The following is a 13,188-nucleotide window of genomic DNA, read 5'->3' as shown; positions in this document are numbered from 1 at the left end:
ATGAGAAATTTATTTTTACTAGGATTAGCTATTTTACTTTTAAGCAGTTGTGCTTCTACACAGTTGGTGAGCAATTGGAAGAATCCGGACTATGCCATCTTCGATGCAAGTAAGGTACTCATTGTGGGAATGACGCAAAATGAAGATACCAGAATTGATTTTGAGACCAAACTTAGACGTGAGTTTAAAAAAAGAAATATTGAGGCCATGCGCAGCATTGATCTTTTTGATGTCTCTTTTACAGATTCGGCCAAATCCGAAGAGGAACTAGATGAGGTAGAGCAACAATTACTGGACAAAGATTTTGATGCTATCCTTTTCACCAAGGTTATAGGTTCGCAGGATTTTAAAAAATTTAGAAAGCGAATGTCAGAAATCAATGGTCTCTACGGGAAATTCAAGGATGACTATTTGGAGTATCAACCTATTTATTATGAATCTGATTATTATGACGAATATACGGTGTACCATGCAGAAACCTCATTATACTGTATTTGCGTAGATAAGGAAAGAGAACTAATCTGGAGAGGCGGCATTGAAATTACCGATCCTGTAAACATTGAAAAAACCGTGGGAGAGTACATTAAATTGATTGTAATCGCGCTAGAGGAACAGAACATTATTTTTAGAAAAGAAACTAAGGACGAGGACAATGAAAGTGTTGGTTTATAGTGCCAAGGATTTTGAAATTCCATTTTTGCAGCGTGCCAACAATGGCCGTCACCAAGTTACCTATCTGAAAGAAGCATTGAGTTTGGATACCGTTTTTAGATCTGTTGGCCATAAGGCCATATCTATCTTCTCTGGCGATGATGCATCTTCCATTGTTCTTGAAACTTTAAAGGGTCTTGAAGTAAAATATATTGCCCTGCGTTCTACTGGATACAATAATGTGCATTTAAAGGCTGCCGAAAAATACAAGTTAAAAGTGGCGAACGTACCCAGTTATTCGCCTTATGCCATTGCAGAGCACGCGGTTGCGCTACTGTTGGCCCTCAATCGTAAAATCATAGAGGCCAATCGGCAAGTGCGTACTTATAATTTCTTGCAAAGCAATCTTATGGGGTTTGATCTAAAAGGAAAAACCATCGGAATCATTGGAACTGGAAACATTGGCTCGGTAATGTGCAAGATCATGCATGGCTTTGGTTGCGATATCATTGCCTATGATATCCATAAAAATACAAGCCTGAAAGATTTGTATGGCGTTATATACACTGATTTAGAATCGCTCTGTGCCCATTCCGATATTATAAGTTTACACGTTCCCTTGACCAAACAGACCTATGATCTTATCTCTAAGGAAACCTTAGCCTTGATGAAGCCAAATACTGTATTGATCAATACCGCACGAGGTGCAATCGTCCATACGGATGCATTGGTCGAAGCTTTGGAAAACAACAAGATTGCCGCATACGGAGCAGATGTTTATGAAAAGGAAAAAGGAACCTTCTTTAAGGACAACTCCGTGAACGGTATTAAAGATGAGCGACTAAAAAAATTGCTCACGTTCCCAAATGTGATTCTTACTCCCCACCAAGCCTTCATTACTAAAGAAGCAGTACAGAATATTGCCCAAACCACTGTTGAAAACATTGATGCATGGGCAAACGGGCAAAAATGTGTAAATGAATTGCTTCCCGAAGAAAGTATTACAGAATGGGACTAAAAATCTTGGCGGCTCCCTCCTTAAGTTTTGTTATCCAAGATCTTTGTTTATGCTCATAAAAAGTTAACTCTCTGCTTTTTGCACAATCATTCAAAAAATCAGCTTTTAACTGTAGAGAAAAGCTCTTATCATAAATCAGTGCATTCACCTCAAAGTTGTGTTCAAAACTCCTTATATCAATATTTGCTGTTCCTATAGACACAATAGCATCATCACTAACTATGACTTTGCTATGTAAAAAACCATCTGGAAAAAGAAACAACTGGACTCCAGCTTTAAGTAAAGGTTCAAAATAAGAACGAACCGTCCAGCCGACCAAATTACTATCTGCATGTTCTGAGACCAATATGCGCACATCTACCCCACTCAACGAAGCTGTTTGCAATGCCAATAAGATTTCGTTCCCTGGTATAATGTAGGGATTTGTTATGTACACGTAGTTTTTGGCCTCGTTAATCATCTCAAAATATACCTGCTGAATGTTGGGGAAATCATCCTCCGGTCCGCTAGAAACTATCTGGACAATCTTTTCTTCAATATTTATAGGTTCTTCTTTTTCAATACAATTACCCAACTGTAATTGTTCTTCTGCCACCAAATACCAATCTGCAATAAAAACTTCTTCCAGTTGTTTTGCGGCAGGCCCTGTGAGCCGTATATGCATATCATGCCATGTACCCAAATTTGGGTCTCCTTTAAGATATTTATCTGAAATGTTTATTCCTCCTGTAAAGCCATGGATTCCGTCTACAACAATTATTTTTCTGTGGTTTCTGTAATTGAGGGAAGAAAGGAAATGATCGAACCGAAATGGAAGAAAGGGATATACTTCCACCCCAACTGATTTTAGATCATTCACATACTTTCTACTTAAAGTATAACTTCCAATGCTGTCATAAATCATCCGCACCTTTACTCCTTCATTTACTTTGGCTCGAAACAGGTTTAAAAGTCGGTCTGCCAATTCCCCTTCCTCAAAAATGTAGTATTGCAAATGGATGTAGTCAGTTGCTCCCTCCAATGCTTCAAAAATAGATTCAAAGGTGGTCTTTCCATCTTTTAGTAAGGTAGTTGAATTATGTAGGGTTGGTTGAAATCTACAGTTTTTATTAATGAGCCTTATTACTCTGCTATATCTGTTGCCTATCTTTAATACTCCATCAGGTATTGGCTTAATTTCTCTTGAAAAAACTGCTTGCTTTTTTCTTAGGATTTTGTTTTTTCTTCTATTTCTACCTAGTAAAAGATATAGGATTATCCCTCCCACTGGAATGGTAAAAATGGCTAAAAGCCAAGCCAGGGTCTTTGATGGCCTAGCACCATTTACCAAAATACCTATGATCATGGCAATTGCAAGCACTACGTAGAGAATAACTAAAACAATAGACAGGGTCATTTCATAATTGATTTTTTCTCAACCGACCATCAAAATAAGAAGTAAGGTACCCTTTTATTATGACAAGGATCATTTCTAAACTACAGCATAATAAAATGATAGCCGGGCCTATGACCTTAAAGTTTAAAAGCTCCTAAACAAGGAGCTTTTCATTAGTGGTGCTTCTAAACCTTAAAGTAATTGCGTTTGTGCGTAATATTGCATTGCTTCTTTTAAAAATTGGGCATATTCCGGTTGTACTTGTCCATTTACCATTGTAAAGCGTTCGTCTGCCACATATAGCTCTCCTAAATTAGCATAAGCTTTTGCTTGGGAATCTTTAGATTTTACAGTGCCCCAAAAAGTACGGATTATTTGATAATGGCTAGATATTAGCTGTTGCACCTTTTCATCACTTGGTGAAGTTTTATGCATTTCGAACAATTCTTTGTTGATTTTTTCAAAGTTCTTTTTTAACAATTCAAAATCTGCTTCTCCAAGTTTTAATAACTCCATTTCGGCATGTTCAATAACTTTCTTACCATATTCTCTTATAGCCTCTTGACGGTAAACAGTTCCTATTTCTTTGGATAACCCTTTGTATAACATTTCTGGTTTCATTATCTTTTTTTCTTTTGTTAAATGATATATAGTTTCATCTATAGTTTTTAATAATGTTTTTATTTGCTCTCCACGTTTTTTTAAGGATTTTTTGTGGCACTTTAGTGCTACAACCAAATCAAATTCAGAATCATCCAATAATTGACCAATCTTTTGAAGCGAAAAATCCAATTCCTTGTAGAAAAGAATCTGTTGTAATCTTAGCAGCTCAGATTCCCCATAATAACGATATCCTGCCTCGGTTCTTTCTTTTGGTTTCAACAAACCAATATTATCATAATAGTGAAGTGTTCGTATCGTAACACCTGATGATCTGGACACTTCTTTTACACTATACATCTTCATTTTAGTTGTTTTTTCAAAATAGATATGGCAAAGCTAGGCCATGACGTAAGGTAGGAGTCAAATATTTTGAGTTCTTTTTTTATTTTATCATCATAACAAACTTTAAATCAAGTGATTATATTTAAAAAAATTATAAAAACATACAGTGTTATATTTACCTTCTTCATCAGAAGTTTACGATATTCGCAACATCTATTTCTATTTTCATGAAAGAAACCCGAATCAACAAATATTTGAGTGAAGTGGGCTACTGCTCAAGGCGTGCCGCCGACAAATTGATAGATCAAGGTAGAGTCACCATTAACGGAAAAGTGCCGGAGATGGGCACAAAGGTTACTCCAAATGATGAAGTGCGGGTAGATGGTGAACTGATTTCAGAACCAAAGGATAAGCCTGTCTATTTGGCATTTAATAAACCCATAGGTATTGTATGCACCACGGATACCAGGGTTGAAAAGGATAATATCATTGATTTCATTAATTATCCCAAACGGATTTTTCCTATTGGTAGATTGGACAAACCCAGTGAAGGTTTAATTTTTATGACCAACGATGGGGATATTGTGAATAAAATCCTTAGGGCCCGCAACCATCATGAAAAGGAATACATAGTTACGGTAAACAAACCCATTACTGCAGACTTTCTGCAGAAAATGCGAAATGGAGTCCCAATACTGGATACGGTTACCAGAAAATGTATAGTAGAACAATTAGGCCCTAATCAATTTAAAATCGTCCTAACTCAAGGATTGAACAGACAGATACGAAGGATGTGTGAGTATTTGGATTACAGGGTTAAAAAACTAAAACGTGTTCGGATCATGAATGTTGAGTTGGATATGCCTGTTGGCAAATGGCGACATTTAACAGATCATGAGCTCAAAGAAATCAACAGATTAGTGTCCCATTCTTCCAAGACACACGAATAGTGTTTAGAAATTTAGTAGAAACGTTATTCCGATATTAGCTAATGGGAATTCGTCAAAATACCTAAAACACCGCTGATTGACATATATGGCTTTTCAATATGTTAATTATCTAAAAAATAATCGATAAAATACCTTTTTTATTCGTTAAAATTCAAAACCTATGAAAAATTAATAAGTAATTCTCAAAAATATTCCTTCATCTTTGTCATGTATTAACCCCCAAATCCATAACATCATGACACGTTCATTAACCTACAGCTTAACTTTAATTATTGGTCTATTTTGTACTGCTCCGATTACAGCTCAAAACGCAATAAAATTTGAGAATACAAATGTGGACACTCAAGATTCCAATAATAATGGACGTTTATCCACCCTTGAAGGATACATTCCTTCAATATCAGTAACCGAAGATGGCAAAACGGCCTATTTTAGTAAATCCAGTGAACAAAAACCACTGTATGGACTGTTTTCCAAAAAGGAACTTTTACATGAGATCTATCGTGCAGAAAAAATCAACGGTAAGTGGAGCAATATCACCAAATTGAAAGTGTGCCCAAAATATGCCTCTGCAAAACATCCAACAGTTTCAGAAGACGGCAAGCGCCTTTTCTTTGCTTCCAATATGAAAGGTAGCTATGGAAAGTATGATATATATGTTGCTGATATCAGTGCCGATGGAAGCTTGGGTGTATCCAAAAACCTTGGCCCTAAGGTAAATACAAAAGAAGATGAGTTATATCCAAGTATATATAACAGCACGCTTTTATTCTTTGCTTCTGAAGGACGAGATGGATTTGGAGGTCTAGACCTCTATGCTTCCCAGGTAGCCCATAATAGTCTTACCACTTCAGTAAACCTTGGAAGCCATATTAATAGTAGCAGGGATGATTATGCCATACAGCTAGATGTTGAAAAAGGAGAAAGCTACGTAGTTTCTAACAGGGGACAAAACCATACTATTGAGCAAGTAACTATTGCCTATAGAAGACAAACTATGGACGGTACAATGGTAGCTTATAGTGATGAAAACCTGAAAACAGCTTTGAATACCGGAACTTCATATGAATACACCAGTACTTCCTTTGAAGATTAGGAAAATCTAAAAAAATAAATTGGTCCTCTACCTGAGAGTTATCTGATTTTGTCAATTACCGAGATACTAAATATTTATGAACTGTGATAAATTAAACAGGGGGAACTGCACTTTATCATAGAAGCGGGTTGTATTATTTCACCTGGACCGATTTACCAAGAATAGGATGCTCTTTTTAGAGCATCCTATTTCTTTATACGTTAATGTTGCCAAATATTTTAAGGATTCCAAAACACCATATTTATTGATATTTCATTTATTTTCATAAAAATATGAAAGTGCATTTGAACGAAAAAAACTACAAAAACCGTTCTTGAAGGGAAAAATTTCCTAATTTAATTTTTGAAATAATACAAAATCCCAAATCTTAAACTCATGAAAAAAGCTACAATTCTTAGTGCAAGATCAAGTCCCCCCAACCAAACAAGGGTTCTTTTCTAGCATTCCAAAAACCTTTTCTAAATCACTATTGATTTAATCCTTTTTCAGGATTGTTATCAGCATGTCCAAATAAGGGCATTGGTGAGACACTATTGCGTTCCATAATTTAATTTATAAACTCAAAAGTTCTCCCTTTGTATCTCCTTACATGGATATGGCCGACCAGATACGTTTTGCCTAAATCTAGGTAAAATGAAGTGAGACAATGACAAAATTAGATAACTCAAAATCTTTTAACCATGAAAACTCCCCCATTAAAAATTGTAATTATAGACAATGATGAAAAACTACACCCTTTATATAGATTTTATTTTAGCGAAGATTTACCTTATGAATTGGTAGGTATACACACATCAGTAAATAAATTTATGTCCCATTCAAGAAGAACCCATGTGGATATCATCGTCTCCGAAGTTAATCTAATAGGAATCTCAGGGATTGAAGGAATTCCATATTTCCACAAACAGAATAACGCGGTAAAAATCTTGATGACAAGTCAGAAATCTGATTTTAAAATCATAAAAGAAGCTTTTAAAAAGGGTGCCAACGGGTTTCTGACCAAACCCTTGACCAAAAACCGATTTTTTAATGCATTAGAGGAACTGCATGAACACGGAATAGCTTTGGAGCATGATGTGGCCAAAAAAATCATTCACTCCTTCCAATGCAAAACGTATGAACGGTTTTCAAAAAAGGAGAATCAAATTATTGAGCTGCTCACCCAAGGATATACTTATAGGATGATTGCCGACAGACTCTGCGTAACACCTAGTGCCGTAAATTTCCACATTCAGAATATTTATGTAAAACTCAACGTAAACTCGAAAGCCGAAGCTTTGAAAAAACTTCAAGAGCTAGAAATACGGCAATTGGATGCAGCATAGCTAGACTCCTTTAAATAGAAAAGCCCACAACTTTGTTGTGGGCTTTTCTATTTATTAAAACTTAAAGTTTTACTTGACCTCTTCGAAATCTACGTCTTCTACATTATCACCTTCAGCAGCGTCATTTCCCCCTGCAGGGCCCTCAGCTCCAGCCGAAGCATCCGCACCATTAGCCTGACCAGCTTCTGCCTGAGCTTTGTACATCTCTTCTGAAGCAACTTTCCAGGCTTCGTTTATTTTCTCCAAAGCAGGTTCAATTACAGCTAAATCTTTAGTCTCATAAGCTTTCTTTAGCTCTTCCAAAGCTTCTTCAATCGGCTTTTTCTTATCATCGGATAACTTATCCCCAAACTCCTTCAACTGCTTTTCTGTTTGAAAAATCATTCCATCAGCTTCATTCAGCTTATCTGCAGTTTCCTTTGCTTTTTTATCCGATTCTGCATTAGCTTCTGCCTCTGCTTTCATCTTTTGGATTTCTTCTTCGGTCAATCCAGAAGAAGCTTCAATTCGGATATCTTGTGTTTTGTTCGTAGCCTTGTCCGTTGCAGAAACCTTAATGATACCGTTGGCATCAATATCAAAAGTTACCTCAATTTGAGGTGTACCTCTTGGCGCTGGCGGAATACCATCTAAATGGAACCTACCAATGGTTTTGTTATCTGCGGCCATAGGGCGCTCACCTTGCAATACATGAATCTCAACCGAAGGTTGATTATCTGCTGCAGTAGAGAATACTTGAGACTTTTTTGTTGGGATGGTCGTATTCGCCTCGATCAATTTGGTAAACACACTACCCATGGTTTCAATACCTAAAGAAAGTGGAGTAACATCCAACAACAATACATCTTTTACATCTCCCGTCAATACACCACCTTGAATAGCTGCACCAACTGCAACCACCTCATCAGGGTTAACACCTTTGGAAGGTTTCTTCCCAAAAAACTTCTCAACAGCTTCTTGCACTGCAGGAATACGTGTTGATCCACCTACCAAGATAATCTCATCGATATCACTTTTTGAAAGTCCGGCAGATTTCAATGCAGTTTCACAAGGCTTGATCGTTCTCTTCACCAAGTCTTCTATCAGTTGCTCAAATTTGGCACGTGACAATGTTCTAACCAAGTGCTTTGGGCCAGAAGCCGTTGCCGTTACATAAGGTAAATTGATTTCAGTCTGTGCAGAAGAAGATAATTCAATCTTTGCCTTTTCAGCAGCTTCACGAAGTCGTTGCAATGCCATTGCATCCTCTCTAAGGTCTAGTTGTTCATCAGCTTTGAACTCTTCTGCCAACCAATTAATGATTTTTTGGTCTACATCATCACCTCCCAAGTGAGTATCACCATCTGTTGCCAACACTTCAAAAACACCATCTCCCAATTCAAGAATGGAAACATCATGAGTACCACCTCCAAAATCAAAAACAACGATCTTTTGATCTGTATCTTTTTTATCCATTCCATAAGCCAAAGACGCAGCCGTTGGCTCATTAATGATTCGCTCTACTGTTAAACCGGCAATTTCTCCAGCTTCCTTTGTAGCTTGTCTTTGCGAATCGTTAAAATATGCTGGAACTGTGATCACTGCTCTGGTTACATCTTGTCCTAGGTAGTCCTCCGCAGTTTTCTTCATTTTTTGAAGAATCATTGCCGAAAGCTCCTGAGGCGTATATAAACGACCATCAATATCAACCCTTGGGGTATCATTGTCACCTTTTTCTACTTTGTAAGGAACACGATCTGCCTCTTTTTTAGATTCAGAGAACTTGTTTCCCATAAATCTTTTGATGGAATAAATAGTTTTATACGGGTTGGTCACTGCTTGCCTTTTTGCAGGATCTCCCACTTTTATCTCCCCACCTTCCACAAATGCAATTACAGAGGGAGTTGTACGTTTTCCCTCGGCATTTGGGATTACCACAGGCTCGTTACCTTCCATCACAGAGACGCAGGAGTTGGTCGTACCCAAGTCTATTCCTATAATTTTGCTCATTGTATCTAAAGTTATATCTGTTTGAATTTCTTTTTTATCTCGCTCTAAAGATGTCAATGATCATGCCATGTCAAAGAATATGACAAGGTGTCAGCCAGAAAAGTACAATGTCGCCCATCCCCTTTAAAGTCAGTACATATAGCGCTATTTAAAATTTCATAATCTCAGTACGCCATTTTATCCTTTCTAGCTTGCTATATTTGAAACCAAAATGTAATGCATGGAATGTATCAGTGTTTTTGATATGCTCAAGATTGGTGTGGGGCCCTCAAGCTCTCATACACTTGGTCCGTGGAGGGCTGCTGAACGTTGGATCAATGAACTAAAAGACCAAAGCCTTTTTAAATCCGTTGCAGAAGTGAAAGTCTATCTATACGGCTCACTCTCATTAACGGGAAAAGGCCATGCTACGGATATTGCTTTAGTCATGGGATTACTAGGGTGTGATCCAGAAACAGTTCCAACGGAAACAATAGGGGAAACAATTGAAAAAATAAAGGCATCCAAGAAACTGGTATTGGGAGGGGCAAAAGAAATACCTTTTGATTTTGACCATGACATCATTTTTAAGAAAGATTTTCTACAATTTCATTCCAATGGAATGCAATTTCAAGCCAGCTTGGAAAATGGTGAATCAATAATCGAAACCTATTATTCCATTGGTGGGGGTTTTGTTGTAAAAGAAGGCCTTGAACACTCCAAAGAAAATAAAGAAACATTTAAAGCCTTCCCTTGTCCCATAAAAACAGGAGAGGAATTACTTCGCTATTGTGAAGAGAAGAACAAATCTATTTCTCACATTGTTCTAGAGAATGAACTTTCCCTTAGAACGGATACCGAAATAAACAACGAACTTCAACGCATATGGGACACCATGTTGGAGTGTATGTATTTAGGCTGTCATACGGAAGGCATTCTGCCCGGTGGGCTAAACGTTAAACGTCGTGCCTTTGATCTACATCAAAAATTAAAAGGTTCACATCCATACTCCACTCCGCAGGAATGGTTGGAAAGCATACGCGAGACAGAAGTGAAGTTTCGTCAAATTATTAGGTGGGTCAGTTGTTTTGCATTATCGGTCAACGAAGTTAATGCGGCTTTAGGACGAGTTGTCACAGCTCCTACTAATGGAAGTGCTGGTGTAATTCCCTCCGTACTCATGTATTATTTGGTCATTGAAAATCACGATGGGGATTTCGAAGACATCAAACGATTTTTATTGGTGGCGGGTGAAATTGGAAGCATTTTCAAAAAGGGCGCTACCATCTCAGCTGCCATGGGTGGCTGTCAGGCAGAAATTGGCGTATCGTCTGCAATGGCAGCGGGTGGACTAACAGAATTAATGGGTGGTACTCCCGAACAAGTACTCATGGCTGCAGAAATTGCCATGGAACACCATTTAGGGCTGACTTGTGACCCTATTGGCGGTTTAGTGCAAGTGCCCTGTATTGAACGTAATGCCATGGGCGCCATCAAAGCAATTAATGCCGCGGAATTGGCGATGGATTCAGACCCTAAAGAAGCCAAAGTACCTTTGGACAAAGTGGTGAATACCATGTGGGAAACTGCAAAGGACATGAATTCAAAATACAAAGAAACCTCAGAGGGCGGACTGGCCGTAGGTGTCTTTTTAAGTGATTGCTAATCCAGGTCAAAAAACAATGTATTATGGATAATCAAAACAATCCTAAAAGGGAACAACCAAACAATCCATTGCACGGAGTTAAGTTGGTTAATATTTTGGAGCTCTTAGAAGAGCATTACGGATGGGAAGAATTAGCAAATCGGATTAACATCAATTGTTTCAAAAGTGATCCTTCAATAAAATCCAGTCTCAAATTTTTAAGAAGAACCCCATGGGCCCGGGATAAAGTTGAAAGACTCTATCTTAAATTAATGACTGGAGAAAAATAAAAGCTATCTTCCATAAAACATCTTAAAGCTACCACCTATACAATTTCCCTACCAAAATTCACTAACTTTTGTTACATTAATCCCTGATTAACTGTAAGTTATTTATCATAATTACCTGTTCAGTCTCATTGCACCGTGATTATTATCTCCCGAGACAGTGTCTTTGTGGCTTTAAGCATCATTTGATTTTCCCCGTAATAATAAAAAGGAACATTTATTAAATATATTGAATCTATGAAACACCATAATAAGGTATGGCTAACTTTAAGTGCAATCCTAATGACCAGTTTATTTGGTTGTAAGAACAAATTAAATAATGTCGGTTTAGCCTCTATAGATCTCTTAAGGGGGGAATTGTTACTATGCGGTACCGAAAGTTTTGGAGAGGTTGATTTTTCTTTATCCTGTGGTTATGAAACAAGGGAAACCTTTGATTTGGCATTATCACTTCTACATTCTTTTGAATATGCCGAAGCTGAAAAAGCATTTGTAAAAGTAATTGATATAGATCCTAATTGTGCTATGGCCTATTGGGGTGTTTCTATGAGTATTTTTCATTCTCTTTGGATGCAATCTGACCTTAGCTATTTAGAGAAAGGGGACAAACTCTTAAAATTGGCCAGTAAGTTGCCCAAATCAGATTTAGAAAAAGATTATTTAGATGCCATAAGTGTTTTTTATACCGATTGGGAGCATATTGATAAACAAACTAGGCAAAGACTGTATGAAAAGAAAATGGAGGAGTTATACAACAAATATGAAGGTGATACTGAAGCCGCTGTGTTTTATGCCTTAGCCATTCGCGCCGCAGCCGATCCTAATGACAAAAGCTATGAACGACAGAAGAAGTCGGGTAAAATTCTAGAAGATCTCTTTGTTAAAAGTCCCAACCACCCTGGAATTGCACATTACGTAATACATAATTATGATTATCCAGAACTTGCGGAAAAGGCTTTGAGTACTGCAAGGCGATATGCTGAAATTGCCCCAGCTTCTGCGCACGCACAGCATATGCCATCTCACATTTTTACTCGTTTGGGGCTATGGGATGAATCTATTAGCACCAATTTAAACTCAGCATCATCAGCCGTTTGCTATGCTGAAGCTATTAATCCAAATGCAAGTTGGGCGCAAGAAATCCATGCTGTAGATTATCTTGTCTATGCATATTTGCAAATGGGAGACAATCAAAAAGCAATGGAGCAATTAAAGAAAATGAAGGCCGTAAAAGATGTTTTTCCCAAAAATCATTTTGCCGCTACCTATGCTTTAACCGCTATGCCAGTAAGAATGGTTTTAGAAAACAAGCAATGGGATGAAGCGTCTAAACTGGAATTACCCGCAATTAATTTCCCATGGGAGAATTTATCTTGGGAAAAAGCAATGCTACATTTTGGTAAAGCTTTGGGTTATTCGCACACAAAAAATATTGAGGCAGCAGAAAATGAGTTGCAGACTTTAGAGATACTTCATCAAAATCTTCTGAATAGTAAAGAAGCATATAAAGCAGGACAAGTAAATGTCCAAGTACATGCAGCAAAAGCATGGATTCAACTGGCAAAAGGGAACAAGGAAAATGCATTAAAATTAATGGAAAAAGCTGTGGGTCTTGAAAGTAAAACAAGTAAACATCCCGTAACTCCAGGGGAAGTGCTGCCTGCAGATGAGCTTTTAGGCGATATGTTATTGGCATTAAATAAACCAACAGAAGCTTTGACAGCTTATGAGGTTAGTTTAATTGGTCACCCCTCTAGATTCAATGGAATCTACGGTGCTGCAATTGCAGCCAAACAATCAGGTGAAAAGGAAAAAGCAATTAACTATTTCAATCAACTTATCGAATTAAGCAAGAATTCAAATAGCGAACGACCCGAAATAAAAGAGGCAAAAGCATTTGTTTATCAATATGCTAGCTAATTTTAATC

At 37.5% G+C, this 13,188-nt stretch carries 11 protein-coding genes; 8 read left to right on the top strand and 3 right to left on the bottom strand.

Annotated features, from left to right (window positions below; all coding sequences use genetic code 11):
- Positions 1-672 (top strand): hypothetical protein, encoded by a 672-nt coding sequence (locus CRO15_RS12590; RefSeq protein WP_097046163.1) that lies wholly within the window; start codon positions 1-3, stop codon positions 670-672.
- Complete coding sequence (locus tag CRO15_RS12585; protein ID WP_097046162.1) at positions 653-1,669, top strand: 2-hydroxyacid dehydrogenase; 1,017 nt, start codon at positions 653-655, stop codon at positions 1,667-1,669. The genes CRO15_RS12590 and CRO15_RS12585 overlap by 20 nt, the downstream gene beginning before the upstream one ends.
- On the opposite strand, the gene cls is transcribed toward CRO15_RS12585, so the two are convergent.
- Together cls and CRO15_RS12575 are read right to left on the bottom strand one after the other, a co-directional pair.
- The gene (gene cls / locus CRO15_RS12580) at positions 1,653-3,065 is read right to left on the bottom strand and encodes a cardiolipin synthase (protein ID WP_097046161.1); all 1,413 of its coding nucleotides are present in this window, start codon (positions 3,063-3,065) and stop codon (positions 1,653-1,655) included. The genes CRO15_RS12585 and cls overlap by 17 nt on opposite strands.
- A 171-nt stretch (positions 3,066-3,236) precedes the next feature.
- Entirely contained in the window at positions 3,237-4,004 is a 768-nt protein-coding gene (locus tag CRO15_RS12575) for a MerR family transcriptional regulator (RefSeq protein ID WP_243396966.1), read from the bottom strand.
- A 212-nt stretch (positions 4,005-4,216) separates the two neighbouring features.
- Here CRO15_RS12575 and rluF point away from each other — a divergent pair, with 212 nt between their 5' ends.
- The 3 genes from rluF to CRO15_RS12560 all read left to right on the top strand — a co-directional run bounded on the left by rluF (position 4,217) and on the right by CRO15_RS12560 (position 7,360).
- Positions 4,217-4,939 (top strand): 23S rRNA pseudouridine(2604) synthase RluF, encoded by a 723-nt coding sequence (rluF, locus tag CRO15_RS12570; RefSeq protein WP_097046159.1) that lies wholly within the window; start codon positions 4,217-4,219, stop codon positions 4,937-4,939.
- Positions 4,940-5,174: 235 nt separating this feature from the next.
- A complete protein-coding gene (locus CRO15_RS12565) occupies positions 5,175-6,035 on the top strand; it encodes a TolB-like translocation protein (protein WP_097046158.1) in 861 nt (286 codons plus the stop codon).
- Positions 6,036-6,715: 680 nt separating this feature from the next.
- Positions 6,716-7,360: a response regulator transcription factor gene (locus CRO15_RS12560; RefSeq protein WP_097046157.1), complete on the top strand. Its 645-nt coding sequence runs from the start codon at positions 6,716-6,718 to the stop codon at positions 7,358-7,360.
- Between the two features lie 69 nt (positions 7,361-7,429).
- On the opposite strand, the gene dnaK is transcribed toward CRO15_RS12560, so the two are convergent.
- Positions 7,430-9,349 carry a molecular chaperone DnaK gene (gene dnaK, locus CRO15_RS12555; RefSeq protein ID WP_097046222.1) on the bottom strand — a complete coding sequence of 640 codons (1,920 nt, stop codon included), beginning with the start codon at positions 9,347-9,349 and terminating at the stop codon, positions 7,430-7,432.
- Positions 9,350-9,569: 220 nt separating this feature from the next.
- Between dnaK and CRO15_RS12550 the strand changes: the two genes are divergently transcribed.
- The 3 genes from CRO15_RS12550 (at position 9,570) to CRO15_RS12540 (ending at position 13,180) form a co-directional block, all read left to right on the top strand.
- A complete protein-coding gene (locus tag CRO15_RS12550; RefSeq protein ID WP_097046156.1) occupies positions 9,570-10,994 on the top strand; it encodes an L-serine ammonia-lyase in 1,425 nt (474 codons plus the stop codon).
- A gap of 23 nt (positions 10,995-11,017) precedes the next feature.
- Positions 11,018-11,263, top strand: a complete 246-nt coding sequence (locus CRO15_RS12545; protein WP_097046221.1) for a VF530 family protein — start codon at positions 11,018-11,020, stop codon at positions 11,261-11,263.
- 234 nt (positions 11,264-11,497) lie between these two features.
- Positions 11,498-13,180 (top strand): tetratricopeptide repeat protein, encoded by a 1,683-nt coding sequence (locus CRO15_RS12540; RefSeq protein ID WP_097046155.1) that lies wholly within the window; start codon positions 11,498-11,500, stop codon positions 13,178-13,180.
- The last annotated feature ends 8 nt before the right edge of the window (positions 13,181-13,188 follow it).

The sequence above is a fragment of the Flagellimonas pacifica genome, from assembly GCF_900215465.1.
Taxonomy (GTDB): Bacteria; Bacteroidota; Bacteroidia; order Flavobacteriales; family Flavobacteriaceae; genus Flagellimonas; species Flagellimonas pacifica.
Note: the sequence above shows the minus strand (reverse complement) of the source record. Positions and strands in the feature narration are given on the sequence as shown.